Here is a 26,766-nt window from a genome sequence, read left to right as displayed (position 1 = left end):
AGCCATCGATCCGCCGCGTGCTATGACGGGGACGTATTACTAAGTTGGGGGCCGCAAGGTTTCAATTAGGCCATGGGACGAATGGAGAGAGAGCCCCTTACCGGAAAGAGGGTTAGGAATGGAAGAATACCCCCTATTACGAAAATCACCCCTTTACCAGTCCCCTGCTGGACGCGGCGTTGTGCTCCATGGCTCTCCGGCGATGGGCGACTGTGCAACGACGACTCAGAATGGAGCCTGGTTTCAGGTGGAGTAGGACTGTGAGAAAACCAATCCTGCGAGGATTCATCGTGATGGTCTGTGCGGTGCTCGCGCCGGTCGTCGTGTGGGCCGGGTCTCTCCCTGACAAGAATCCGTCCTCTTCCCAATTGGCAAACCCATTTTATGAGCGAGCCAGGGAGGGATGGTTCTGGTATCAGGATCCGATCACGGAAGAAGAGGAGGCGGTTCAAACACCGGTGACGTTGGGCACTCTTCCGCTCGAAGCCTGGCTGGACCCAGCCAAGTATCGGAGCCTCCTCAAGCGGGTCCCCATCGAACAGGAAGACTTGAGCACGCTGCCGGCGGGGATGCTGAGGGAGTTGGCCTCGGCCAAACGCGAGGCTGCTTTGGATGCCCCCACTCCGGAGACCGTGAAGACGTACATCATCGCGCAACGCGCCGTGTTCAAGCGCTCCGAGGACTTCACGTCCATGTGGCAGTTGGCGATGTTTACGAACCCGCAGCTCGATTTTGCGACCGAGCATCCGACCTCGCAGTTCGGCCACGACGTGGAGGTCCAGGCGACGCAAGAGGTAGACGAGCGGCTCCTCTCATCCGCTCGGGCGAACCATGTCGGCCTGTTCTTCTTCTTCACGTCCACCTGTCGCTTTTGCCAGGAACAGTCGAAGATTCTGAAGCTCTTCTCCGATACCTACCGGATCGAGGTCTTTCCGGTCACCCTGGACGGGCAGGGGCTGAAGGAATTCCCGAAGGCTGCAGCGGACAACGGCATGGCCGAACGCGTCTCGCTGCAGAAAGTCCCGACGATCTATCTCGCGATTCCCCAGGAGAACTTCCTGGTCGCGATCGGCTCCGGCGTCATGACGTTCAACGAGCTTCGCGAGCGCGTGCTGACGATCCTGAAGCAGCGCCCGCACTTGATGACCAAAGCGGGCGATTCGTAACACCCTGAAGAGGTAGCTATGACAGCGCGCACACTGCGGACCCTGTTCATTGCCGGCGCGATGGTCTGGATGCCGGCCGTCGCCTCGGCTCAGAGCCTCAACGATTCCCTCCAGACCATGTTCGATAGCTGGGGCGTCGTCAGCACGGCGACACCAGGAGCCTATGAGAGCCAGAGCCGCGGGTATCTCGCCGCGGGCGCCTACTCGATCCGGCTGAACAACGACAACTTCTCGCTCTGGAATATCAACCCGCCACGGTTCCGGCGTGGCTGCGCCGGCATCGACACCTACCTGGGCAGCTTCTCCTACGCCAAGCTGAGCCGGTACGTAGATATGCTCCAGCAGTTCGGCGGGTCCGTGGTGCTGGGCTATGCCTTCCAGTTAGCGATGAAGGAGCTCTGCGAGACCTGCTCGAACGTCCTGAATATGATCGAGACCGCGTCGCGGTCGTTGAATGCGCTGGGCCGGATTCAACCCTGCCAGGCCGGCCAGGAAGTGGGGGAAGCGCTCGCCCAGAGCATGAGGGATCCGGACAAGCTCAACCAGTTTGCGTACAGGAAATGGCAGCAGTTCAAGACCCAAACCGGCATCACCGGGGATCCGTGGGAAGATCGGGACAGCGCCCAGGACAATACCTCGGCCGATGCGGCAGCGGCGCTGAAGGGCACGGAATACGACATCACGGGGAATCTCGTCTGGAACGTCCTGAAACAGGCGGGGGTGGACGATCAGACCGCGCGCATCATCATGTCGACGACCGGCACGATCATTGTGAATGACCAGGGCCAGTCCGAGTATCATCCGCCCACGATCAAGTTCTCGGACTTGATCGACGTGGTCCCGGCGGAGACCGTCCGGGTCTATGCCTGCACCGATGATCCCACCCAATGCCTCCAGATCCAACCTCAGAATGAAACCGCCATGGAAGGGTTCAAGAGCCGGACGGCGACGGCGCTGCAGAACATCGTGACCAATATCTATAGTAAGACCGCGATGAGCGCGGCGGATGTGACGCTGGTGAACATGAGTCCGATCCCGGTGCTCAAGATCCTGACGGATTACGGGCATCCGAATGAAGTCGCGACGCAGTTGGTCCGGATGACGAGCGAAGTGGTGGCCATCGAAATGGCGATCCAATGGATGGAGTGGGCGGTGAACAACGCGATCCAGCAGGGGGCCAAGATCAAACAGCTCAAGCCCAGCTTTGCCGTGGATACGGCCGAATTCCGGAAAGAGGCGCACGAGGTGCTGGCCGAAGCCTACGCCGAGGCAGCCAAGCGATCGGCCCACCTCCAGAATATCTACAACGTCACGAAGATGGCCATCGAGCAGGGACAGTATCGCACGGCCCGGTAGGGCGCCGGTGAGCTGAGGCCAGCCAATGTGGCAGATCTTTACGTTCGGGAACGGGGATGTCATCGCGGCGGTGATCACGGGCCTCAAGCTGATGATGACCACGGGGGCCTATGAAAGCCTCTTCAGGCTCGGCCTGCTCGGGTTGGTGGTCTTCGCCCTGCTCCATGTGACCTTCAACCGTCGCTTCCTCGGCCCCATGCTGATCGGCGCGGTCGGGCTGCTGTACGGCTCTGTGTTCGTGACGGCCGACGTCTCGATCGAAGATCAGGTCAATCCTGCGGTGCCCGACACGATCGTGACCGGGGTGCCGGTGCTGATTGCGTTTCCGGCCTACCTCTCTGGTCAAGTCGGCTATCACCTGACCGCCATCACGGAGACCGCGCTCTTGTTGCCGACCGGCTATCGTTCCACAGGGTCGGTGATCAACCGGCCATTGTTCGAGACGCAGAAGCTGCTCGACTTCACGCTCCCTGACAGCGATCTGTGGAAGAACCTCGTCCAGTACCTTATGAACTGCACGCTGAAGGAGATCGACTACAACCAACTGAACCGCACGGCTGTGGAGAAGGCGACCGATGCCCTCGGCGCGATCGCTGCGACGAATCCCGCCCTGAGCTCTCCCTGGTATCAGAATGGCAATATCCAGCCGGCTGCGCAGCTCTGCACGGACTTCTACGCGAACGTCATCACGCCGGGTTTTACGACACCGGCTCCGGAATATCTGGAAGCCACCCAGAAGCTGCGCTCGTCGCTCGGTGCGGACCCTGCGACACCTGGGGACGAGTTGCCGCTCATCGATCAGCTCCGTACGACCCTGCTCGGTGTGCCGGGGCAGACCTCGGACCAGGTCCTGCGGAATATCGTGATCGTGAAGGCCTGGAAGGAGGCATGGGCCCAGAGGGCCAAGACGATGAACGATGTGCCGTCGGCAGTGAAGCTGGCTCAGGAGGCCACGACCCAGGATTTGAAGTATCAGGCCTATACCAAGTCCTACATCGCCGCGAAGTTCCTCCCCGTGCTCCGAACGGTCGCGGAGGGTGTGGTGTATCTGGTCACCCCGTTCATCGCCGTGATGGCCCTGTCGGGCTCCATGACTCGGGTCCTCGGCCTCTACGGGCGGAGCTTCGCATGGCTCGCCATGTGGGGACCGCTCTACGCGGTCGTGAACTTCGTCATGTATTTCGAAGCCAACGCGAAGGTCAAGGACCTCGTCATCAATTCGGGGTTTGCCGACGCCATCACGTTCAATTCGTTCGATCCGATCAGAGAGTACATCGTCGGCATCAATTCCATGGCGGCGGATCTGACGCTGGCGGTGCCGGCCGTGGCCTGGGGCCTGGTCTGGGCGGGAGGGAATCTCGCGTCTTCTCTCACCGGGAGTCTCTCCGCTCCCCTCTCTGCCGCCAGCCAGGAAGCAGGGCAGTTCGCTCGTGGTCAGGGGCAGGTCATGTCGGAAGCATCGTCCTATGTGATGGAGCCGGTTCGAATGGGGACCGCAGGGCGTTCCGGGGTGCAAGAGAGTTACACGGTACCCGTCGGCGCCGGCGGCCTACGCGTCGATGCCCAAACAGGGGTCTCCACCCTGCATCACGCTGATGGCGGGACGACCCGCATCGGGGCGAACGGCATGGTCACGTACCAAGGGCCGACGGGAGGGTTCTCGCGGCGAGCGAGCGAGAAATCGCCCACCGGAGGCTGGTATGACAGTGGGGCATTCCGTCGCGAGGAGTTCGATCATGCAGCCGGCCGGACGGTGCAGAAACAGTTCGAAGTCCGAGGGGCCACGATCGACAAGAGTTTCAGTTACGAGCAGGATGGTGTCTTCCACTCGGTCCGGGAAGAGTACAACCAGGAAACGGGAAAGACTGTCCGTCGCGTGGATGCATCGATCAAGGATGGCGTGAGCCGGGTCGAGACGAGCACGCAGTGGGGGCCGCAACAGGTCAGCGAAACGGGTCCTGTCATGGCCTGGGCGGTCCATCCCGATGGCCGGCAGGAACCGGTCACCGGCACCCTCTCACGGTCGGGGCTGCGACTCGGCCAGCAGGATTTCTGGGGCGAAGGGCAGCTGGTGACCTCCGGCGACGGCCCGACTCGTGAATACAAGGGACGACTCACCGGACGGAAGATCAACGGGATCTCGGTCTTCGCCGTCTCGCAGGGCGGCTATAAAGAGGGCGTGGTCGGGGAGGTGCTGAGAGGTGATGGCAATCTCCGCTACTACCACAGCGCGGACGGCGGCACCTTTTATACTCGCGACGCGGCGGAGAGCATTGACGTTCGGAAGCTGGACGGGGAGTTGGAGACTGTCCAGGGCAGGGCAAGGGAATTCGGCCGCGTCAACCTCGGACCAGAAGGGAAGTTCCAGCACAATCCCCTCACGTATGAGATTGAAAGCACGAAGGGCGACCGCAAGGCTGCCTATTCAGGGGAGATCCATACCGATGCAGAGGGAAAGAAGTCTCTCCAAGCGACGGCGGGTGGCACGGAGCGGAGCAACAAGGATCGCTTCGTCGATGCGGGGATGGAGTATGTCTACAAGACCGGCGACAACGGCGGCAAGAGCTATACCGCGGATGGCGTGAGACTTCAGAGGATCATTGGGCTTCTTCCTGAGAATGAGGCGGTGATCAGGCAGGTGGCGACGCACGAGGAAGGGAACGTGATCCAGCTTGCCAACGGCCACGAGCGGCGTGTCCCCACGTCGGTCAGTCTGTCCTATTCGATTCCTGCAGGAGTGACGAAGTCCTTGACCGGCAACTACGATCACCAGGGGGATTTTCACATCGCGGCCGGACAGAGCAGGGAAGGCGTGGAGTTTCTCACTCTTGACGAACAGGGTGGACAGAGTGTTGCCGTCCGAGGCGTGAAGAGCAATCAGACGGGAGAAGCAATCTTCAGCCACGCGGAGGGAGGCCAAAAGACAGAACTGTGGGACTATGTGTCACATGTGATGGGCTGGCAGGAGAAGGAACAGTATCTGAAAGACAAGCCGATCGAGTGGAAGGATGGGACGACCGGGCAGACCCACAAGGGTCATTTCTTCGGCCTGTTCGATAAGGAGGGGAGTCTCCTTGAGGGAAGCGTGGTCAACGACCTGCGGAGCCAGGCGTTCGTAATGAAGCAAAATCCGCTGACGAAAGAATACGAGACCGGTTTCATCGACATGCATCAAGATCCCGATTCGCATGCCTCCGTGGCGACCTACACGACGCTCTCCACAGAACAGATCGGTGGGGACGGGACTGCTCGGACATTGACGCTCGGTCCGCAATCAGGTGATGGGACGAGAGAAGTCCTCTCGGATATCGGAACGGGCGGGACGAAGACCGACCTGTTCCATGACTATACGCATGAAACAGGCGGCCATTTTGTCGAGCGGTTCGAGGAATTCCATCGGACGCAGGGTGGGACCCTGTCCGAACTGCATAACACGCGCATGTTCAGCGGGACCAAGTGGATTCCCGATCCCGTCCATCAGGGGCAACATCATCCCGTGCAGATGCGTGGCTTCATGGATGAACAAGGGAATGTTGTCTACGCTGAATTTCAAAGCGGCCAATACGGGAAGACGTGGAACTACAAGGTGGTCGATGGTAAGGCGCAATGGGGTGTGGCCGAGACGGCGCAACCCGAGTATGGTGGACCGGGATTGACCGATTTCCGTTCGCTTTCCAAGAACGAGGTCGAAACCAGTGGCTTAGCTTCAACCCAGGTTATTGGGCCTGATGGAAAGCTGCTCTATGAGAAAGGGGATAGCGGCATACAGGTGATCGAATGGGATGTGTACAGGCAGGAACTCCACCGACGGGTGAACATCGGCGCCGAGTATCCTGTGTTTGGGCACTGGGATGCCAAAGAATTCACCAACGAAGATAGCGGTGCCAAGCAAACTTTGAAAGCGATTGGGGCCGGCAAAACCGCTGTTGACATTGTAACGTGCGTATTCCGACCCAAGCCGGCCACTGATTCCGACGCAAGTCGGCCACCCATTCCGACGGAACGCGGCCACTGATTCCGACCGGAAGTCGGCCACTGTTTCGAGTCTCCTCGGAATCGGTGGCCGACATCCCTCGGAATAAGCCGGCGATCCGCCACGGGCTCCTGTCGGAGCCGCCCGCGACACAGGTCCTCCTCAACCTGGGTATCGTGTCCCCTCCATTTACTAGGGGGGAGGGACTGATGCCAGCGGAGCGAGTGACCATGCGAAAAATCAAAGACCTATTGCGACTCAAATGGGCTTGCGGGCTCAGCAACCGACAAGTCGCGGCCAGTTGTGGGGTGGCGCGCAGCACGGTGGCGGAAACGCTCTATCGCGCCACGGCGGCTGGGCTGTCCTGGCCGTTGCCGGAAGAGCTGGATGACGCGCAGCTGGAAACCCGGCTGTATCCGGCGGCCCCCTCGCCGACCAGCCCGCCGCGGGCCATGCCGGACTGGGCCACGGTGCATCAGGAATTGACGCGCAAGGGCGTGACCCTGGCGCTGCTGTGGCAGGAATACAAAGCGCAGCACCCCGACGGCTATCAGTACAGCCGCTTTTGTGATCTCTACGGGGCCTGGCGCGCCACCCTGGATCGGTGTCTGCGGCAGGAGCATCGGGCGGGCGAGAAACTCTTCGTCGATTATGCCGGCCAGACCGTGCCGGTCCAGGATCGGCAGACCGGGACGATTCGACAGGCCCAGATCTTTGTCGCGGTTCTTGGTGCATCGAGCTACACCTATGCCGAGGCGACCTGGACCCAAACGCTCCCCGATTGGACCGGCTCGCATGTCCGGGCCTTCGCCTTCTTGGGCGGTGTGCCGGAAATCCTCGTGCCCGATAATTTACGCAGCGGCGTCACCAAGGCCTGCCGGTATGAACCGGAGCTGAACCCCACCTACGCCGATCTGGCCCGGCACTACGGCGTCGCGGTAATCCCGGCGCGGGTGCGCAAACCGCGGGACAAGGCCAAGGTCGAAGCGGGCGTGCTGCTCGTCGAACGCTGGATCCTGGCCTGCCTGCGGCATCACCCCTTCTTCAGTCTGGCGGAGCTCAATACGGCCATCGCCGCCTGTTTGGACCGGCTGAATCGCCGGCCCTTCAAAAAGCTCCCTGGCTGTCGGCAGTCCCAGTTCGAGGCCGTGGATCGGCCGGCCTTGCAGCCGCTGCCGACCGAGCCCTACGTCTATGCCGAGTGGCGGATCGCCCGAGTGAATATCGATTCGCATCTTGAGGTCGAGGGCCACTACTACAGCGTCCCCTCCGCCTTGGTCCATCAGGCCCTGGATGTCCGGCTCACGGCGGCCACCATCGAGTGTTTCTACAAGGGGCAGCGGGTGGCCAGCCATATGCGGAGTGCCGAGCGCGGCCGCCACACCACGGTCACCGCGCATCTCCCCTCGGCGCACCAACGCTATCTGGCGTGGTCGCCCTCCCGGCTGATCCAGTGGGCGGAGACCGTCGGGCCCGCGACCGGCACCGTCGTGGCCGAACTCCTGGCGCGGCGGCCGCATCCCGAACAAGGCTATCGCTCCTGTCTGGGGATTCTCCGCCTGGAGCGGACGTACAGCGCAGCGCGGTTGGAGGCCGCCTGTCGGCGGGCGCAGGTGCTGGAGGCGTTCACCTATAAGAGCGTGCAGTCCATTTTACAGACCGGCCTCGACCAGCAGCCGCTCCCCGAGCCGGTTCCGACGGTCCCACTCCCGCATGCGCACGACCATCTGCGCGGCACCACCTATTATCAACAGGAAGGAGGGTTCTGATGTTACGTCATCCCACACTCACGGCGCTGGAGGCGATGAAGCTCACCGGCATGGCCACCGCTTTGGCGGAACAACTGGAGATGCCTGAGGTGCAGCGGCTCAGCTTCGAGGAACGACTGGGGCTGCTCGTCGATCGCGAGTGCACGGTCCGGGACAATCACCGGTTGGCGCGGCGGCTGGCCCAGGCCCGGTTCCCCGGCAGTGCCACCTTGGAAGATCTCGATTATCGCCATCCGCGGGGGCTGGAGAAAAGCGTCATCGCGTCCCTGGCTACGGGGCAGTGGATTCGTCAGCATGACAATGTGTTGATTGTGGGGCCCACCGGCGCGGGCAAGACGTATCTGGCCTGTGCGTTGGCCCAGATGGCTTGCCGGCTGGGCTGCTCCGCCTTGTATTTGCGACTGCCGCGGTTCTTCCGGGAGCTGGCGGTGGCCAAAGGCGATGGCCGCTATGGGCGCCTGCTCCGGAGTCTCGCGAAGACGGACCTCGTGGTCCTCGATGATTGGGGGCTGGCTCCCTTAACTGACGAACAGCGCCGCGATCTGTTGGAACTCCTTGATGATCGCCACGGGCGGCGGGCCACCCTCGTGGCCAGTCAACTCCCGATCGATCACTGGCATACGGCGATCGGGGAGCCGACGCTGGCCGATGCCATTCTTGACCGGCTCGTGCACAACGCCTATAAGATCACGCTCAAAGGAGAATCGATGCGCAAACGGCTGGCAAAATCGGACGGAAGTCGGCCACTGAAGACAGACCACTGAGGCCCTGCGTCGCGGGGCTCCGAGGGGTGGCCGGATTCGCTCGGAATCGGTGGCCGGATTCAGCGGAATACACAGTAACGGGTGCGGGTAATTTGGCCATGACGGGTCGGCGACTTGGTGGGGCATTCGGAAGCGGAACTGGCGCTGCAGGTCCAAAAGGAGGACCACTTCCAGGAGGAGGTCCCACTGGTCGGCCTGGCATGCAGCCTGGGCCTGGGACTTCGCCGCAGAGCATGGAGGATCTCCAGAGGTTCCAGGAGGATCTTACGCATGCCCTCAAGAAAAGCGGGATCGATATTACTGGGGCGAAGGGCGCTGGTAAGCACATTCAACCGTGATCCCCTCGCATCAATAGGAGTGCTTGATGCATGTAGCGGGATCGGAACAGTATCGCTTGTCACGCGGGTAGCATTGAAAATGGCTACTGTTCGTCAATTTAGGTAAACTTTTGCCTGACAACATGTAGGTGCACGCATCATGATGTGGACCCGAGCAGAGGTCCTGTGGCGGCAGTTGAAGAGGTGGTGGAACGGTCTGGGGTGGGATCTGTCTCAAAAAGGAGATGAGCTGGGTCTGTTGGATCCCGATCCTGAGTTCAAAGGGGAGGAACTCAATCCTGGAACTGGTTACCCGATGCTCGATGAAGTCATCGATGTGCACGGCAACACCTATGGCAGAGGAGAAGACTCTCTCTGCGATGATGATTAGCCGTCTCCTCAAGTGATGCCTGTTATCGGTTCTTCTTGTGGCTCAGGGACCATGTCACACCTCTTGGCATGTGTTAACTTCGGCGGTTCCGCTGTCCCAGATACGAAGACAGAGGGGCGAGGAGGAGGTGGAACTGAGAACCTCGCGGATCACCTGTGACTGCCAATCTTTGGCCTGGATATATGGTGGGCCGATTCTCAGATAGGCTGTGGGATTCCCAGCCTATCTCGGTCAATAGCGCGAGACGGAGCGAGAGATAAACGTATGACTTTGAAGTAGATGAGGTTGCCTCACTATAGTGGAGGGGAAGCCCGCAGCAGCCTTATTAGTTCGTCGACGAAACAGAGTGGTCAGGACAACTATGACTCAATTCTCACGGAATACCATTCTTGAAATAATCGACGCGTTAGGATTCTCTGCACATGCTGACATTGAATCCTTCTTAATTCGATTTGAAATTGAAGAAGCGGACAATCATAGTACCTTAGACCCTCGAAAGCTGGGCATTGTCAAATATCTTATTGAGAACCCTGATAAGAAGGGGCCATATGGGGCGAATCTCGTCTTCGAAATAGTCGAATTTCTTGTGGAAAAGAATCGCCATAGGGATTTCGATGAGCTCTTTCCCAGATTGGTTCGGTCGCTCAAACGAAATGGTTACATCATTGATAACGGCAAACTTAAAACGATCCTTCCAGAACAGCTCCAATTGGCAAAAGCTGAAGATGAATTAACAAGTCTTGTCGAACGATTCGGATTTACCACTGCCAAGGGTCATTTTGAACAGGCATTGAGCGCGCATACTCGAGGAGATTGGGCCGGGGCAAATTCGCAACTGCGTCCATTTGTCGAAAGCTTATTCGATTCTATCGCGGAAACGCTATGTGCCGATAAGACCAAACTTCCGCAGACAAGTCACGGGCGTAAGGAATTTCTCACCACTCTTGATCCACCATTTTTACAGACATTGCTCAACGAATGGGAGCCCACTGGCAAAGGATTTGTTCAAGGTTTCTGGTATCGTCTGCACCCGAGTGGACCACACCCAGGATTATCTGATGAAGAGGACAGTACTTTTCGCCTGCATTTGGTAATCCTTGTGGCAAGCCACTACATGCGACGTCTGGTAACGTATCCCCCTAAGCCGTGAAACTGGATGATTCGTCGCCAAACAAGTCGTTGCACCCGACCGCAAAAGCCGTGAAACACATCGCTCTCGGTGTGAATATCGGTAACCTCAGCCGCGGGAGAAGGGCACGCGAACCCATGCTAGCTCGTTGCCAGCGGATCAATCGAAGCCTCGTAGAGAAGAGAGTCGATCTCCGTGTCATCGGCTTCTTTCGTCACACCGGGAATCTAGTTCTCTGTACAGCGACGTTGGACGCGGCGCAGGCCGCGGCGACCCTTTCCCACGCTGACGGGGCAACTTGGATGGCAGTCGCGGAAAATGCGATGCGTGCTGCGGTGGAGAACGTGCGCAGGCTGCAATCCCCTGAACCAGAGAAGGGCGTACGCTGGACGCCAGGTCTCGCATTCGCCGTCACTAAGCCGGGCGGCGGCAGCATCACATCAACTAAAAAGGTGCGTCTGCGTTCTCTCGACTCGGGCACGGTTGCCGCGTGGAAGCGGGACCGAATCACGGACCGCGGAAGACTCGATATGCGCGAAGGTGGTTGGGGCGCTGTATCGGGAGTAGTCGGAGATCAGACGAATTCGCAGTGGACAGCCCGCAGCCTGACCTCGTTAGAGGGTGCCCTGGATCATCCAACCCCGGTCGCGGAGTAGTACAAGAGGCCGTCTAACCCTCGCTTGGAGCGGACCAACTGCGTCGAGCGCTGAGCGCCGGCGTTAGACGCGCACGATTTTCCACGGCGAGGTCACGGGAAGGATTCTCAGCTTCCGCAAGGCGTTTTCGGGGCATGGGTAGTGAGGAGGCGCAGGTCCTCGTCGAGCATTGAGGCTATAGGGACTGCGGTGGTAGGAATGACTGGGAGGCGGATCGTTCCGAGGACTTCTCCGGAGGGGATCGACGATACTTGCAGGATAAGTTCGGGTGCGGTCTGAGTGGTCTCAAGATGTCCCGTGATCAGAACCGTGGCAGGAATCCAACGTCCGAGCGCGATTTGCTGGCTGTCATGAACCCGGCCGCTGAGTTGAAACCGTTGTTCCTCAGCAATTCTGGCTTTGATTGGATCATCCGCGATGAAACAGATCTGTGTCTGTAAGAAGTGGCTAGCAAAGGCCGCCTTGGTGACTTCTTCGAGGACGGGAGGAAATCCTTGCAACATGCCGACCTGAACGACGAGTGGATCAGGCCAGCGCTTGGCCGGTATCGAATGGGTCACGGATTTGTGAGCTTTCGTGAGCTGTTTCCCTGAAACCTCGAATATCGTCGTGGCGGTATGTGGTCCCTGCCTATAGGACACTTCCAATCTGCCTGTCTGCATTCTCTCTGATATAAGCGGCCCCTGATCGTTCCGCACGAGATGTGCCAGTCGGAGAACTGTTGCCCTGACGGAGATCGGATACGAAGCGAGTAAACCAGCCTGTCCTTCCCATTTCACCTCGATCACGCCTCCCTTAACCGGCTCCCATTGTTCCGTCAGCTCGAGGGTGCGGTGACTGGTGTTGGGCAGGGAAATGGTGCCCTGAAGGGGTTCGTGCAAGAGAAACCTGCGGCAGCCGTAGCGCATCGGCTCGTCCGAAGCGTGGCCGAGCGTGAGCGCGTACGTAATCACGCCGTAGGGACATTGGAAAAGTCCGGGAACGATCGAGAGGGGCGAGAAGGCGTAGCGGCGGTATTGTTGCTGTGTTTCTGTCTGAATAGCAGTAGTGATGACTGTCGCTTGTTCGATGGCCAGAGTCCAGCCCAGATGATCTGGGTGCACTTCTGTCCTGATCCGGTAGTGGCCGGTGGGATGGCGGTCGAACTCGAACGTACGGGTCTGGGGAGGGCCTGCGACCTCGGGGATAAGTTCCGCACACCCTGCCAGAACCAGGCTGATAAGGAGGAGGAAGGATCGGCTGGCTGTCATTGTGTGATGAGCCATCCCTCACGCCTCGTATCATTGTGGGGCGCCATATCCGCCTGTGGGCGACCTGTTGGCCTGACGGCGTCGAGGATCCGCGCGCTCATGGTGTCGAGAAACTCGGCCCACTGCCCGGGCGGGGCTTCCACGATGAGATGAGCGAGAACCTCGCCCGTCTCGATGGAAGCGATGTTCGCCGTCGCGAGGTAGCCTTGCTCTTGGAGAGCCTGGGCATACACGCGGACGAGTAGGGTTGCACCGGACCATTGCCCGATTCCGTTCCGCACCGAGTCCCTATAGCGGCCTTGATGTTGAGCCGTCTGTAGGCTTTCGGTTGCCGCGAAAAGATCGTCGCGCACGACGACAGCCAGACCAGACCGAGCAACGTGTCGTTGCAGATGCGTTGCGAGCGCGCGCGTTTCAAGAGCGGCAGCATGTTCATCGGCTTCTACGACGGTTCGGATTCTGATCGCCGATGGCCACCGGTCGGCGGGGGAGCGGGCCGCTTCCTGCTCGATGGCGGTGCGGAGCATCGCGGTGGTCAACGGGATCGGATGAGAGATGAGAAGGCCTCCTGGTTGCCGTAGCTGAACCTCTGCGCGGCCGGAAAGGTGATCGGTGACCTCGATGCCCTGCCGAATGAGCAGGTCTGCGATCCAGCGAGCCCGGAACATGATTGTGGTCTGCTCCGGGCTCAGAGGAATGTCGATGCCGAGAGGATCCTTGCCAGGGAGCTGCCACACGAGCGCGAGAGAACCAGTGATCACGGGCTGATCCTCCTCTTCAATCCGGCGATCCAGCGTGACATCGTTTCGCATCAGCATTGCTTCGGAGGAGTAGGCCTCACCGCCGCTGGCCAGCGAGCAAGGTTCATAGAGGGCCGATCGGCGCCACATCGGGCCGCTGGGATCAGCGAATGCGAGTCCCGTCATCCCTAAAAGTCCCCACGTCGGACATGTGACCCACCCTGCCACGAGTTTTGGAATTCTACAGGTTTTCGCAGCCGGATAGACCCTGGTCTTCCATGTTTCCTGCTGTGTCATGTCGACATACCGTCGGATCCGTTGGACAGGCTGGACGGACCACCCAAGGCCATCCGTGTGCGCGGAGATCCGGAGTTCCGGAGGGCCTAGAGGCTCAGTGTGGTGAATGACCGGCACCTGATGAACGTGGTCGAGGCTGACGGGTTTTTCAATCGGCGCGCAGTGCGTCAGCACCAGCGAAATGAAGAGAAACCAGGGGAATGATGTCTGGGGGACCCGTAGTTCTTCAGTGGGAGCCCGCTTTTGATGACCCATTGATGCCTCGATCACAACCAGCCGAGACAGAGCTTCCTGCAGCACTAATACAGGAGCGGAGGTGAAACGCAAGCCAGGGCGGAAGGAGCAGGTCGGCAGGCAGGCGTGCATCGTGCTGAGGAAAGTCCCCGCGAGCGGAAGGAGTAATACAAAGGACGGAGGAAGGAAACCGGCTCGATGGAGAAGATCGGGGACTTCGTGCTGGGTCGGGTTGTGAAGGCCTTACCGGACCGGGACAGTTACCTCATCCTGGTCAATGGCACGCAGCCCTTCGCAGTGCTTCCGAAGCAGTATGCTGACCGGCCCTATCGGGTCAAGGACACGATCTCGGCAGCGGTGTACAGACTTGGTGAGATGTATCCGGTCCTGTCCCAGCGGTGTCCCCATTATATCCGCCGTATTTCGGAATCCATCCTCCGTCCTGTGTTGGCGGATGGTGAAGTCCGGATACGTCGGGTCGCCACGGGCCTTCGGTCGCCGTTTGTCAAGATCGCCGTGGAGAGTGAAGAGGGAGTCGACCCGGTCAGGTTGTGTGTGCCCTACGGTCAGAGCTACGCCAGCTATACCAGACTGCTGGTGTCGTTTGTCCGCTACTCGACGGACCTGGGCCGATTCATTCGCAATGCGCTGGCGCCGGCTCCGGTCGATCGCATCCGACGGATCGACGTGTTCAGGGAGGAGCAGATGGCGCGGGTCCTGGTGCCGGCCGAGTGCAAGGGATATTTCCTGGGCAAGGGCGGCATGAATGTCGCGCTCGCGAGCAAGCTGACGTCGATGGCGATCGAGCTGGGGACGGAACCGTAACAGTCGGTCCGGGAGAGGAGGCTTCTATGGCAACGGCAACCCAACAGAATGGACAAGCAGGTTCGGCGAGGAAGGAAGAGCGGGAGGCAAGTGGACGGACTGGTCTAGCTGGTCAGGGACGACGTCCGATGCGCGGACGGCTCAGCCCAGAGGAACGGGCCGAGCACAACCGCGAACGGCTGCAGGATCCGCAGAGCCTGTTGCTCCTCCCTCGCACGCCGGAGGGGAGAGTCATCGTAGGGATGCTCTTCCCCCTGGATAAGGCCGTCAATCGGCTTCGGCTCAGCGCAGGGCATTCCATGTCCGTCGGTGAGGTGCAGGCGCAGCTGGATCGTATCCATGAGTGGGTCAACTTGGGATATGAACTTCTGAAGGCGATGGGGGTCAGTGAGCAGGATTTCTCACCAGCACCGGTCCTGAGCTATCAGTATCGGCTCACCCTCGCCGGACAACGGAATGCGCGGGTGATCACCCCGCGATCCGAGGAAACGAAGAAGGTGTCGCGGGTGGCGGAGAAGCTGGACGGCGTGATTCTTCATACACGGATGAGTTGCGACGATTTATCACAGGTGGAGCATGTGTTCACGAAGATTCACGAGCTGATCAGGGGCCTCCACGAATTGATCGCGGATTTCTGTGCACAGGTGGAGTTGCCCTACCGAACGCCACGCGAAGCGGAGGACTTGTTTCGCGAGCATCCGGACCGAGGCGCTCAAACGCCCATGACGGCGGGAGGAACTGTCCCTCCTCGGATAGCGACGTAACCCGCACAGCAGTCAACATCGAGCCCAGGTGGTGGTGAACAAGGGGAGGAACGCATGATGCGCCTTTGGATTTGCAGTGTGATGGCGATGCTGCTGGTCGGATGCGTGAGCAGTGAGGAATATGAGCGAGTCCGGACTCAGTATGATCATCTCAAGGAAGTGAAAACCGAGTGGGAAATGGAGAAGGACGATCTGCAGCAGCGCGTGGATGCGGTTCATCGGGCCTACTCGAACGTGAGCAAGGAGCAGGGCACCCTGCGTCTGCAACAGGACCAGACCAAGATAGAAGTCGCACGCGCCCGCGATGACGCCAGGCTGCTCACAGGCAAAGTGGCATCGCAGGAGTCTCAGGTGGCGGCGCTGGATGAAAAATTCGGCAAGGTCCTGGACCAGCTCAGCTTCCTGGCCGAAACCAATGTGACGCTCACGAATCGAGTCGAATCCTTGATCACCAAGATGGGCGTCCTGATGGTCAGGATGAAGCCGGTGGCCTCGAGTGATCCCAAAGCCAGAGCCCCCGAACTGCGCAAGGAGGCTGGCGCGAAGGACGGCGAAGATCGGCCGGAAGGTGCGCTGCAGGAAAGGGTCTCGAAGGCGGGCCCGAACACCACGGCTGCGTCTGACACCGGGGAAGAACTGAAAAAGGGCAAGAACACCCAGTCTCCCGCCGTGGAGCAGGCCATGCGGCAACTTGGAGTCAAGGCCGACCCGTCGGTCGTCGGGAGAGGAGCCGGGAAATCCGCTGCGACCGTGAAGACTGGTCCTATCACACCGGCGTCGAAGACTCCTCAGGGAACTGTCGACGGCAAAGGGCCGCGCTCTCCTGTGGAAAACACCGCGAGTGCCGTCCGAGATCAGGGGATCGAGAAAGGTGAACCAGAGAGGAAAGCAGGCGCCCAGGGGGCTCTGGGTCCGAAAGAGGGCACTGTGGCGGAAGGGATATCGATTCCGACAGAGACGTCTGGTTCACGGATTGGTCCTCCAGCGGAGCCTCTTGCCGCACCGCCATCTGGGACACTGACCTTCTCGCCTCAGCCGGCTGCCGACACCACCGTCCCGGAAAAAGGGGAGAAGAACGGTGATGGCAAAGCGAGATAAGAAGGACATCGAGTTTCTGAGTACGCAGAGTTATCCAGGCCGCGAGGTCGAGGCGTTAGGGCTGGTCGTGGAGATCCACACGGTGGGATTGGGCACGTTTCGCGACTATATCGCGCGGATTATGGACATCTTGGGTGGCCGGGTGAACACCTACGATAAGCCGGCTCGCAAGGCCATGGAGAACGTGTTCGATAGTCTTCAGGACCAGGCTGGGGCTCTCGGTGCTGATGCGGTGATCGGGGTGGCGGTGGAAGTCTCACCGGTTCCCTTCAAAGGGATGGCCATGACCCAGGTCGTGGGATTTGGAACGGCAGTGCGATTTCTCAGGAAGGAAGTAAGTGAGTTTGAAGGAAGGGACGGTGTGCTCCCGCTGTCGGAAGAGTCCAAACGAGTCGTGAGTGAGATGACGGCTCGTTCCGGACGAGCGGTGGCGCGACCGACGATACCGATTCTGAAAAGCTAGGGAAGGGGTCGATGCCGCGCGTTCCGTTCCAATTCGTCGAAGTGATGCCGTCGTCGGCGGCCAGACCGCTCAGTCGATCGAGATGGCTCATGATTGTTGCGGCGCTGTCGGTAAGCTGTGCTGCGGCCTTGGTGAAACCGGCCACGGCAGTGGGGCCATGCGACAGCGTCGCCGATGCGTATGCACGGGCTCAATGCGTGTTGGGCGAGATGCAAGCTGCTGGTTCGGTCAGCCCTGGAAACTTGGCGCCGAATATGACGCAGACGCCTCAGTACGGCGGGGCTGCCGGCTGTACGAACTCCGGCTGTTCCGGAGCGCCGGAGGAAGGCTATTTCAGCAACACCGGAGATATTGGCCCTCTCAATTCGGATTCCGCTAACGCGACGTTGACGGATCCGACTTATTCGACGCTCCAGGACCAGAAATCGTCAAAGGACGGATGGGATGTGAGCACGACTGCTCCGGTCAAGACCGCCGAGGCGGTGGCAACCAGCATCACTCCGTCACCTGGACTCAGCGGGACCTGTGTGGATGTCCCGACTTGTGTGGAATGGGTTCCTGGCCCGCCTTCCATCCAGACCTGCCAAGTCCCTGGGATAGCCGAAACCATGTGCTACAGAACCTGGTTTCCTTCGTTGACGGCGGCAGCCTGTTCCGCGCCCCCGAATGGGACGCTTCCGGTGGATACCGAGACCTTGTTCGACGGCTGTTCTCCCTACCAAGCGTTGGCAGCGAGTGGGCAGGCGACGCAGAAGTCGGTGACCTGTTTGGATGATGCTACCCGCACGCTGACATGCTCGGAACCGACAGGAGCCGCCATCGGGACAGGTGGAAGCTGGGGAGGGCTTCACGATCATGGTCCTGGGATGTCGCAGGCGTGGTACGGGATCAATTATGTGATTCCGACTCCGAATGGAGCAGGAGGCTACACGTTGAAATTCAGTTTCTCCGGGAATGCCGCGGGAGAAAACAAGTATGGGTGCACCAATGCGAACGGCAGTGCGGGATCTGTGCTTGTTGCTGAAGGGGGGTCCGCCTCGATGGTGGGTAGGCCGCCCTTCTGCAACCGCAAGTGCGCCTGCTGGGGCAATGGGATGACGTTTGTCCTGGGAACGGCGACCTGGACGGGACCGACGACGTTTCAGATTCCATTTACGTTTTGGTGGGAGGCCCATGCCTATACCGTCACGATCACAGGTGGGCTCACCTGGCAGAGCTATAACGTAAGCCCGCAGTCCGGGTGCTGGAATGAACAGCAGACCTGGCAGATTCAGACCCAGGCTCCGGATACCTGTCAATCGTATGTAGCGGCGGGATGTACGCAAATCGCATCAAGTTGCTCGCAGTTCAATACGGCCACTGGAACCTGCGAGATGTACACCAACACCTATTCCTGTGCATCGACGCCCGTGTGCGACAAGACCGTCACGATGAAGCAATGCAATCAATGCGGAACGCCAGGGAGCTATGTACCGTTTTGTGTGAATACGTCCACGCCGCCGGACCAATCTCTGGCTCTGTCCGCCACGTATCTCCAGCTGATCAAAGACGTCGAGAACGACTGGGATACGAGCAGTTTGCGAGTCTTCAACGGAACGAGGATGGCCTGCGATTACAGCACCATTGCGTCCGTGCTGATCAACTGTTGTGACGCGAGCGACCCAAGCAAATTGTTGGGAACCTGTTCGGACGAGGAGATTCAACTCGCAAAGGATCGGCAGTTGTACAAAGCGCACTATGTCGGCGATCGCTGCGTCGAGTGGATCAGCTTCGGGCTGGGAAAGGTCTGCACCAGGAAGGAGCAGGTGTACTGTGGTTTCAAGTCGGAACTGGCCCGCATAGTCCAGGAACAAGGCCGCGGGCAAATCGGTTGGCCCTGGGGGTCAGCCGACGCGCCAGACTGCAGCGGGTTCAGCATCACGCAATTCTCGTCGTTGAATTTCGCCGCCATGGACTTTACCGAGTGGTACGTGCACGTCAACGCGAATATCGATCCAGCGGCTGTGGCCTCCGACATGAATGCGAAGATCTGCGCGTACAGCGGAAAGTGCTAGTCCGGAGGCCTGAACGGCATGGTGCACACAGTTCTGGTTGGTGCGCTCCTGGTCATCGCGCTGGTTCCAATAGGAGCCGAGGCAATCGGCGGATTACCCCTCAGCCGGGACACCTACTGGTACCTGAACCATCGCTGCGTTCAGCAGGCTGCGCACCGATACCACGTCTCGCCTGTTCTTCTCGAAGCGATCGTGCACGTGGAGAGCGAAGGGAATCCCCTTGCGGTCGGGGTCAATCGCCAAAACGAGGGCGAGTCTCGCGGCAGACTGTCCTATACACAAGCAGCGGAGCTGGTCAGTCGCTTATGGCAGCAGGGTGCCAATTTTGATGTGGGACTGGGGCAGATCAACAGTCGCAATCTGGAACAGTATCGCGTGCATCCCGTCTATCTTCTGGATGCCTGTGTCAATTTGCAGTGGGCCGCCTTCGTGCTCCGGCAGAAGCTCGATCTGTTTGGACACAACTGGGTCGCGATCGGACGGTACAACGGCTCGAAGCGGCTGACTCAGTATGTGTGGAAAATCTATCGCGCGCTTGTTCTTCTGGAACAGGTGAGGAAGACGCGTCGATGATCTCCGATCAGAGGTCGGTCTTGCTCCTGCACTTGCCGAACGGGTTTGACCAGCTCCAGGGCATGGTCGCACCTGTGGCCGGGACCCTGGCCAATCTCAGCGGGTCGTGGGGAGCATCTTATATACATCCGGGAATGAATTGGAATTGTTGAATAGTGGTTGGTGGCTGTCGAGGCAAGTCGGTGGAAGACGCAGGAGTGAAGGTCGTCGGGATCGAGGCGGTCCCTGGCCATGAGATTCGGGTGACGCGATACCTGCAGCAACTTGATACCGCCCGTATGACTGAGCTCGTGAAGGGCTATGTGGTGTGCGAGCTGGATCGGACAAAGATCGAGGCGGTGTCGAAGTTTCCTGGTGTCAGGAGAGTGATGCCGATCGAGGATCTGTGCGATGTGGGGACGTTGGCCGCACCTCCTAGTGCTTGTGAGGAAATGTTTGCTCCAGGAGACCTCGTGCGTATTGCCCATTGGGCGAGTACGCCCGTGATCGGGTTCTTGCGAGAGTGGGACGGGAAACAGGGAGTGGTGGACGTCGCCCTGTTCGGGCGAGCGATTCCCGTCCGTGTGACGCGGCCGGCGATTGAACCTGTTCCGTTGCCCGAACAATGGGCCTAGCCCATGGTCAAACGATGGCTGAGTGCGGTGGTAACAGGGTTGGGATGGAAGGAATCAGTCAGCTTGGCGGCGCCAGATCCTCGTGGGCCCGACCCGATTGAAATCGATTTGTCCGATCTCGCCAAGGGCCTGTGGTTACCTTTGAACATTGATTTCATGAGGATTGAGGTCCCGCCGGAGGAGAACCGGACTGACGAACACGCGATGGTGGCCGAATCGGACTCGGCTCAGCGTGCTGATCCTCATGGATCGGAGGACTTCGCTTTGTCCAATGTGCCTCCGGATCAATCCCGACCTGTGAGCCAGCCTCTCCGACCGGAAGTCCTTCAGTCCTCCGCCCTGGTGCGGGATCTGCTGGTGCCGCATCAGGCCATTCTCGAGGCGCAGCATGTGTGGGTGCCTATCATGGAAATGGTGAAGGTACTGGAGCAGTACGGGCACTGTCCGTCAGTGGTTGTCACTGCGCCGGAGAAGGATGAGGAACACAGCGATCTGTACAGTATCCGCGACACATTGGTGAAAGTGACGCTGAAGGAGCACACCCATCGTGTCACACTACTGGCGGTGAAGAATCTCAAGGAAACGTATCGCGACTACGAACCGCTCATCCCGAAGATGCTGGTGGCCGCCCTGGGCCATGATCTGGGAAAGATTCCGGTGTTCCGCGCAAGCGGGATCTACACGATGGGTGACCATCCTGCTGTGAGCGCGATGAAGGTGCAGGAACTCTTTGCGGGCTCTGACATTCCGTGGCTGAAGGAGTCGTTGGATGCGATCCGCGGTCATCATCGAGCGAGTAAAGATCAGTTCGACGCTCTGCTACGGCAAGCGGACGGACGGGCGCGAGAATTGGAGGTGGCAGCCTTCTCCAAAGACTTGAAAGTGCAGCCGTGGGAAAGCTGGTTCTCGGTTCCCCGCCTGTTAGAACTGATGGAGCCGAAAATCAACCAGCTCCAGCGAGGCGGGAGGTGGTCCGCCATCTCGATCAAGGATACGGTCTACGTGCATCCCGATCTGCTCCTTGATGGTGCCCGGCGCCTATCCGCGGAGCGCAAGGTGGTGGATCTCTCTTTGATCAGGCTTTCTGATCGAGAGAAGGCCCTGCGTCGCATCGTCGATGATGTACGGCGTGCTGACGTCCTTGCAGTACCGATCGGGGAGGGATTCTATGGGCGCAGCTATCACATCATCATGAACAACCCGAGACGGAGAACAACGCTCCCACCTCGTAATTACTTTGTCCCGATCAAACTCGAAGTCTTCAATGTGCCGGCATCGGACCTTGAGGCCCGCAAGTCGGGGATCCTCGAAATCATTGTCGAACTGCGGGCGCTCTCGTAGGAGCACACGCCAACAATGGAAAATCTCATCGATTATCTGAACCCGCTCTCCTACATCACGCTGGAAGAATATCTGGCCTGGTGGAACTGGGTCTTTACCACCTTGTTCCAGGGTGTGGTGGCGCAAGTGTTGGCGGTGACCTGTCTCGGATTCGCGTTCTGGTACGGAGCCTACAAACAACGGCTGGCAATCGGCATCGTCTTCTATGCGCTGACGATCCTGCTTGCCTATGTGACTTCGGTCACACGATTCTTCGGCGGGGGGTGAGCTGTGGAGAAAGGGGGACGACCGGGGCCGTTGTTTGCAGAGGGTATGGCTAGGGCCAAGCCCCGGAGCCTCATCGAGGCAATCTCCGAGATTCAGATCCTTGCGACGGTCGTCAAGACGGGGCGGGAGATCCCTGAGAACTATCTTCTCCTGGACCGGCGGATCGCGTATTTTGAAGTGGGCGTGAAAGGGGCACTGGCCGATGGTTTGATCAGCGCCTTGTTCGTGCCGATGAGCATGGGAGTGTTATCGAATCTCGTGCCCATCTTCGGCACGCTCACCCCGAGCTTATTTGATCAGCTCTTCTCCGTCCTCATCGCGATGGCGTATGGATTGGGCTACAACGTCATGATCGGGGTCAATCTGGGCAACTGCTACTATGGGAAGGCCTGCCGGCAAGCGATCGATAGCATCTACAGCGCGATGGTCACCTTCAATATTCTGAAAGTGATCCTGCTATTTCTGCTCTTCCATGGATTGTACGGGTTACTCACGCCGGACTGGGTGGACGCCAAGTCCGATCAGTTGTGGCCGGCGTGGCGGGTCCTTATGAATCAGGCTACGGCAGTGGAGGTGCAAACGTGGATCCTGAATGTCCGCGAAGTGCTCCTTCTGTCGAGTTGGTTCGTGGTGTTCAGTACCGCTGTCTCGCTCATCATCCCCCGTATCTTCTTCGTGCGCGGCTCGAAGTACGCCGAGCTCGAGCATCGCCGCAACATGCTCTACGACGGGTACTGAGCCTGCGTCGGTTCCTTTCGAGCTTTTGCCCCAAAGCCATTGCCTGATCCCACTTTGGCCTAGCTGTGACTCTTATTCTCTTTCCGGGTCTGAGTTTGTTCTCGAGTCCACTGCCTGGAAACTTGGGCGCCGGTCTCAGGACTTGACCCGGCACGTCACCCCCTTGACAGCCATACCCCCTATGGCTATAAAATGGGGGTACCTGGTACCCCTATATGGAGGTGGCACGATGAAAGTTCCTTTCCTGGGAGAAAAAACCCAGATCATTAGTGAGGACCGCAAGGCAGATGCGACGGTCCGATTGAATCGCATCGAAGGGCAGATCACAGGGATCAAGAAGATGGTTTCACAGGGGCGCCCTTGCGTTGAGATATTGACACAATTGGCTTCGACGCAGGAGGCGCTTCGGGGGCTCACGAAATTGATGATGCGCAACTATCTGGAGAAGTGCGCGACCGAGGCGATCCGATCGAAAGCAGGAGATGAGATCTACGACGAGCTGATGGACGTGATCTTCAAGTTTGCCCGATAGATCATGGGGGAGCCCAGCGCATTGCGAGACATCGGATGATTGTCGAGGAATTTCTCAAGACCTATGGCGACCTACTGCTTCATGGTTCGGAACTCGTTGTCGGCATCGCCTTTGTGGCCGGCCTGCTCAGTAGCGCTATTGTCCCTTCACGTTTCCCGTCGGGCTCGGAGTCGCCGGGGTGGTCGGCACTGCAGAAAGTCGAACCCGTGGCAGCGGCTTCAAGATTGCCACAGCCTTTTTCGCCGGCCTCGTCCTGAGTCTGACCGCGCTTGGCGCACTCGCGGGGCTGTTGGGCCTTGTCGCCACCCAGGTGGTTGGGCAGTGGTGGATGCTCATCATGGCGGGTTTGGCGTTCGTCGCCGCGCTGGCGGTGCTCTTCGCGTCGTCTCTTAGGCTGCCTGATATCACACCCTTACGATGGCCAGGGGTTCTCGGTGCCTTCATTTATGGGCTTATTTTCAGTCTCGGCACGCCTGCCGTCTCCCTGCTTCTCGTGCTCACTGTCGCCGCCGCCGAACACCGGCCGTCCTATGGCGCGCTGTTGGCGTTGGGATATGGGGTGGGGCGGGGGCTGCCCTTTCTGCTCCTTGGGCTGTGTTCCGGCATTGCGACGCGGCTGCGCTGTCAGCCGTCGTGGTCGCGCGCGATTCGAGTCACCACCGGCAGCCTCCTGCTGCTGATCACGGGCTATTACCTCTGGATCTTTCTACGACTGAGCTAAATGGAGGCCTGTATGACGAACAGACGATCGCAACCATCGACAACGACCGTTGAATCGACTTCACGCTTCTGGAACGAGGAACCTTCCAAAAGGCCGGGCCGGCGCCGCATCCGCGCCCATATCGGAGGGCTCCACTGCTCGTTGTGCACCGGCACGATTGAAAAGGCGGTGGGCAGGCGACCCGGTGTCGACAAAGTGGCGGTGAGCTTGACCCATGAGCAGGCGCTGATCGAGTTCGACCCGAGCGTGACCCGGGCCGACGACCTGCTGCAGACGCTCAAGGACATCGGCTACACCGTCTCCGATCCGCGCAAGCTTCGTCCGTTTGAGGAAGAGGAGCGTGCCCTGGTGCGCGAGCGCGGACGGTTCATCGCCGCATTGACCATGAGCATTGCTGCGATGGGGTTAGCCGGATACCCAGTCAACAGCGGCTGGTTCTGGCTGTGCGTGTTTTCCATCGCGAGCCTTGTCGCTTTCTCCTTCGTCGTGTTGCGCAGTTATGGCTTAGGTTGGGCGTTTGCCGGCTCAGCCCTGCTCGCCGTCTCTGGGGCCGGCATCTACGCGCTGCAACTGAGCGGCGCATTCGGCGCCGCAACGCCCTGGCTGGCCGGAGCGCTCACAGTCTCTCTCATCTTCGGCGTGGGCAGGCACATCGCACACATGGCAGCAGCGGCACTACGGCGCGGCATCCTCAACCAGCACGTGCTGGTTGAGTTCGGGGCATTCGCGGGGCTTGCCGGCGGGATCATCGGCCTGGCATTCGACCTGCCGGATTATCCGACGACCGCGTTTTTCTCGGTCGGGGTGATGGTGCTGACCTATCACATTTTTTCCGAGTGGCTGTCGCTCATCGTCAAAACCCGCAGTTCACAGGCAGTCAAAAAGCTTCTCGATCTGCAGCCTGACGTGGCGCATGTCGTCAGAGACGGCAAAGAAGTCGAGGTGCCGTTAGAAGACGTGCGCATCGGCGACCTGGTGCGCATCCGCCCAGGTGAGCGAGTCTCGGTAGACGGCGTGGTCGAATCGGGGGAGTCGGACGTTGATGAATCGCTCATCACTGGCGAGCCGATATCTGTCGAGAAGCGCCCGGGGGACCGGACGCTGAGTGGCGCCTTGAACGGTCACGGCTCGCTCCTCGTGCGCGTGACCGTGGTCGGCGAGGAGAGCTTCCTCCGGCAAGTCATACGGAGCGTGGAAGATGCGCGAGCCCTCAAACCCGGCCTGTTGCACCTCGTGGACCGCGTGCTGCGCGTGTACACACCGCTCGTGCTGCTCACCTCGGCCGGCGCGACTCTCTTCTGGCTCCTCGGTCCACTGCTCGTCGGAGCCTCCCTCGATCTGCAGCGTGCGATGTTCGCCGGCCTGAGCGTGCTGGTGATGGGGTATCCCTGCGCCGTGGGGATCTCCGCACCGCTGTCGATTGTTCGCGGGGCGGGCGAAGCGGCCGAGCGCGGGGTGCTGATGCGCACCGGCGAGGCCTTTCAGGCGCTCCGGCGCATCCAGCGCGTCGTCTTCGACAAGACCGGCACGCTCACAGAGGGCCGTCCCGCTGTGCGCCACTTTGTTCCAGTCGCAGCCTCCGAACACGAACTGCTCACGCTCGCCGCGGCGGTCGAAGCGGGGTCCGAACATCCCCTCGCCAGAGCCGTGGTCGAAGAAGCGTTCAGGCGCGGCATCGCTCTGCCGGAGGTCCAGGGTTTCGAGGCCATCCCGGGTAGCGGCGTCAAAGCTTTCCTCGGGGGTGCCAGGTTGATGGTCGGCAGCCCGTCATTTCTCGCGAGCGAGGGAGTGAACTTCGCGCCTCAGCAGGCACGGATCAATGAGCTCGAATCGCAGGGACTGACGGTCATCGCTGCTGCGCGGGATGGCGAACTGCTCGGATTGCTGGCGCTTGGCGATGCACTGCGGCCCGACGCCGCGGAGACGGTTCGGAAACTGCACGCCCTCGGCATCCGCACGAGCCTGATCACCGGTGATAACGAGCGGGCGGCACTGCATTTCGCCCGTGCCGTGGGGGTCGAAGAGGTCCATGCCCGCGTCCTGCCGGCCGAGAAGGCCGCGATGATCCGCAAGCTTCAGGAGCGCGCGCGCGTGGCGATGGTCGGTGACGGCATCAACGATGCTCCGGCGCTGATGCAGGCCGAGGTCGGCATTGCCTTCGGAAGCGGAGCTGATATCGCGATCGAGTCCGCCAATGTCATCATCCTCAACAGGCGGGTCAGTGCCGTGCTCGATGCTTATGCGATCAGCCGTTACAGCTATAGAAAGATGGTGCAAAACGTCATCTTGGCCTTCACGTTCAACGGGCTGGGCATTCCGGCAGCCGCGACGGGATTGGTCTATCCGATATGGGGCATGGTGGCCATGGCGGCCAGCGTCACCTCCATTTTCATGAATTCCCTGTGGAGTCGTGGCACCTATTTCTTCGAGGCGATCAAGACGGTCGGGCGTGCGCCACAGGTGCCGTCCAGGGTGCCCGCATTAAAGGGAGGTGCGACATATGCTTAAGTCCATTGGTCTCGAAGTCGTCGGTGGGCAGCGGCTCACTTGTGAGGGGTGCGAACAGCGGGTTGAGCGCCTCCTCAAAACGCTGCAGGGGATAAGGCAGGTTCGCGCTCAGGCGCGCAACCAACTGATCGAGGTGCTGTATGACGCGGCGTTGGTGGAAGCCAAGGCGATCACCGAGCGCTTAGGTGAGATCGGTTACCACACCAGAGTTGGGAGTTCAACCTAG

General features: G+C 59.8%; 23 protein-coding genes. 21 read left to right on the top strand and 2 right to left on the bottom strand.

The genetic code is table 11. The features are described 5' to 3' along the window. Nucleotides 1–260 precede the first annotated feature (260 nt). From NITMOv2_RS14225 to NITMOv2_RS23565, 7 genes are all read left to right on the top strand, one after another. Entirely contained in the window at nt 261–1,166 is a 906-nt protein-coding gene (locus tag NITMOv2_RS14225; protein WP_187299220.1) for a conjugal transfer protein TraF, read from the top strand. A gap of 18 nt (nt 1,167–1,184) precedes the next feature. Further along, nucleotides 1,185–2,522: a conjugal transfer protein TraH gene (locus tag NITMOv2_RS14220; protein ID WP_053380497.1), complete on the top strand. Its 1,338-nt coding sequence runs from the start codon at nt 1,185–1,187 to the stop codon at nt 2,520–2,522. A gap of 25 nt (nt 2,523–2,547) precedes the next feature. Beyond that, entirely contained in the window at nt 2,548–6,537 is a 3,990-nt protein-coding gene (locus tag NITMOv2_RS14215; RefSeq protein ID WP_053380496.1) for a conjugal transfer protein TraG N-terminal domain-containing protein, read from the top strand. Between the two features lie 188 nt (nt 6,538–6,725). Continuing rightward, a complete protein-coding gene (gene istA / locus NITMOv2_RS14210) occupies nt 6,726–8,264 on the top strand; it encodes an IS21 family transposase (RefSeq protein ID WP_145976116.1) in 1,539 nt (512 codons plus the stop codon). After that, complete coding sequence (gene istB / locus NITMOv2_RS14205; protein ID WP_053378012.1) at nt 8,264–9,028, top strand: IS21-like element helper ATPase IstB; 765 nt, start codon at nt 8,264–8,266, stop codon at nt 9,026–9,028. The genes istA and istB overlap by 1 nt, the downstream gene beginning before the upstream one ends. A gap of 477 nt (nt 9,029–9,505) precedes the next feature. Then, nucleotides 9,506–9,736, top strand: a complete 231-nt coding sequence (locus NITMOv2_RS14200) for a hypothetical protein (RefSeq protein ID WP_053380495.1) — start codon at nt 9,506–9,508, stop codon at nt 9,734–9,736. Nucleotides 9,737–10,097: 361 nt separating this feature from the next. Continuing rightward, entirely contained in the window at nt 10,098–10,886 is a 789-nt protein-coding gene (locus NITMOv2_RS23565) for a hypothetical protein (protein ID WP_145976353.1), read from the top strand. A 742-nt stretch (nt 10,887–11,628) separates the two neighbouring features. Here the strand turns inward: NITMOv2_RS23565 and NITMOv2_RS14185 are convergent. Together NITMOv2_RS14185 and NITMOv2_RS14180 are read right to left on the bottom strand one after the other, a co-directional pair. Beyond that, on the bottom strand, nt 11,629–12,786 hold the full coding sequence (locus tag NITMOv2_RS14185) for a hypothetical protein (RefSeq protein WP_145976352.1): 1,158 nt from the start codon (nt 12,784–12,786) through the stop codon (nt 11,629–11,631). After that, nucleotides 12,768–14,174, bottom strand: coding sequence for a hypothetical protein (locus tag NITMOv2_RS14180; protein ID WP_145976351.1), 1,407 nt, complete (start codon nt 14,172–14,174; stop codon nt 12,768–12,770). Before NITMOv2_RS14180 ends, NITMOv2_RS14185 begins: the two co-directional genes overlap by 19 nt. A gap of 66 nt (nt 14,175–14,240) precedes the next feature. Between NITMOv2_RS14180 and NITMOv2_RS14175 the strand changes: the two genes are divergently transcribed. The 14 genes from NITMOv2_RS14175 (at nt 14,241) to NITMOv2_RS14110 (ending at nt 26,766) form a co-directional block, all read left to right on the top strand. After that, the gene (locus NITMOv2_RS14175; RefSeq protein WP_053380490.1) at nt 14,241–14,867 is read left to right on the top strand and encodes a hypothetical protein; all 627 of its coding nucleotides are present in this window, start codon (nt 14,241–14,243) and stop codon (nt 14,865–14,867) included. 128 nt (nt 14,868–14,995) lie between these two features. Continuing rightward, on the top strand, nt 14,996–15,631 hold the full coding sequence (locus NITMOv2_RS14170; RefSeq protein WP_053380489.1) for a hypothetical protein: 636 nt from the start codon (nt 14,996–14,998) through the stop codon (nt 15,629–15,631). Nucleotides 15,632–15,712: 81 nt separating this feature from the next. After that, complete coding sequence (locus NITMOv2_RS14165; protein ID WP_145976350.1) at nt 15,713–16,729, top strand: prolipoprotein diacylglyceryl transferase; 1,017 nt, start codon at nt 15,713–15,715, stop codon at nt 16,727–16,729. Next, nucleotides 16,713–17,192: a heavy metal-binding domain-containing protein gene (locus tag NITMOv2_RS14160; protein ID WP_053380487.1), complete on the top strand. Its 480-nt coding sequence runs from the start codon at nt 16,713–16,715 to the stop codon at nt 17,190–17,192. Before NITMOv2_RS14165 ends, NITMOv2_RS14160 begins: the two co-directional genes overlap by 17 nt. A 1,040-nt stretch (nt 17,193–18,232) precedes the next feature. Next, nucleotides 18,233–19,246, top strand: coding sequence for a conjugal transfer protein TraN (traN, locus tag NITMOv2_RS22860; RefSeq protein WP_238590359.1), 1,014 nt, complete (start codon nt 18,233–18,235; stop codon nt 19,244–19,246). Nucleotides 19,247–19,264: 18 nt separating this feature from the next. Next, nucleotides 19,265–19,819, top strand: a complete 555-nt coding sequence (locus tag NITMOv2_RS14150) for a transglycosylase SLT domain-containing protein (RefSeq protein WP_053380485.1) — start codon at nt 19,265–19,267, stop codon at nt 19,817–19,819. A 278-nt stretch (nt 19,820–20,097) separates the two neighbouring features. After that, nucleotides 20,098–20,433, top strand: coding sequence for a hypothetical protein (locus NITMOv2_RS14145; protein WP_145976349.1), 336 nt, complete (start codon nt 20,098–20,100; stop codon nt 20,431–20,433). 3 nt (nt 20,434–20,436) lie between these two features. Beyond that, nucleotides 20,437–21,774, top strand: coding sequence for an HD domain-containing protein (locus NITMOv2_RS14140; protein ID WP_145976348.1), 1,338 nt, complete (start codon nt 20,437–20,439; stop codon nt 21,772–21,774). A gap of 15 nt (nt 21,775–21,789) precedes the next feature. Continuing rightward, a complete protein-coding gene (locus NITMOv2_RS14135; RefSeq protein ID WP_053380482.1) occupies nt 21,790–22,041 on the top strand; it encodes a hypothetical protein in 252 nt (83 codons plus the stop codon). A 45-nt stretch (nt 22,042–22,086) separates the two neighbouring features. Continuing rightward, nucleotides 22,087–22,779 (top strand): hypothetical protein, encoded by a 693-nt coding sequence (locus tag NITMOv2_RS14130; protein WP_053380481.1) that lies wholly within the window; start codon nt 22,087–22,089, stop codon nt 22,777–22,779. 229 nt (nt 22,780–23,008) lie between these two features. Further along, nucleotides 23,009–23,311, top strand: coding sequence for a metal-sensitive transcriptional regulator (locus NITMOv2_RS14125; RefSeq protein WP_053380480.1), 303 nt, complete (start codon nt 23,009–23,011; stop codon nt 23,309–23,311). 178 nt (nt 23,312–23,489) lie between these two features. Further along, on the top strand, nt 23,490–24,032 hold the full coding sequence (locus NITMOv2_RS14120; RefSeq protein ID WP_053380479.1) for a cytochrome c biogenesis protein CcdA: 543 nt from the start codon (nt 23,490–23,492) through the stop codon (nt 24,030–24,032). 12 nt (nt 24,033–24,044) lie between these two features. Next, nucleotides 24,045–26,540, top strand: coding sequence for a heavy metal translocating P-type ATPase (locus NITMOv2_RS14115; protein WP_053380478.1), 2,496 nt, complete (start codon nt 24,045–24,047; stop codon nt 26,538–26,540). Next, a complete protein-coding gene (locus NITMOv2_RS14110) occupies nt 26,533–26,766 on the top strand; it encodes a heavy-metal-associated domain-containing protein (protein WP_053380477.1) in 234 nt (77 codons plus the stop codon). The genes NITMOv2_RS14115 and NITMOv2_RS14110 overlap by 8 nt, the downstream gene beginning before the upstream one ends.

Origin of the sequence: Nitrospira moscoviensis (genome assembly GCF_001273775.1) — a bacterium.
Lineage (GTDB): Bacteria > Nitrospirota > Nitrospiria > Nitrospirales > Nitrospiraceae > Nitrospira_D > Nitrospira_D moscoviensis.
This window is presented reverse-complemented; position numbering and strand designations above follow the sequence as displayed.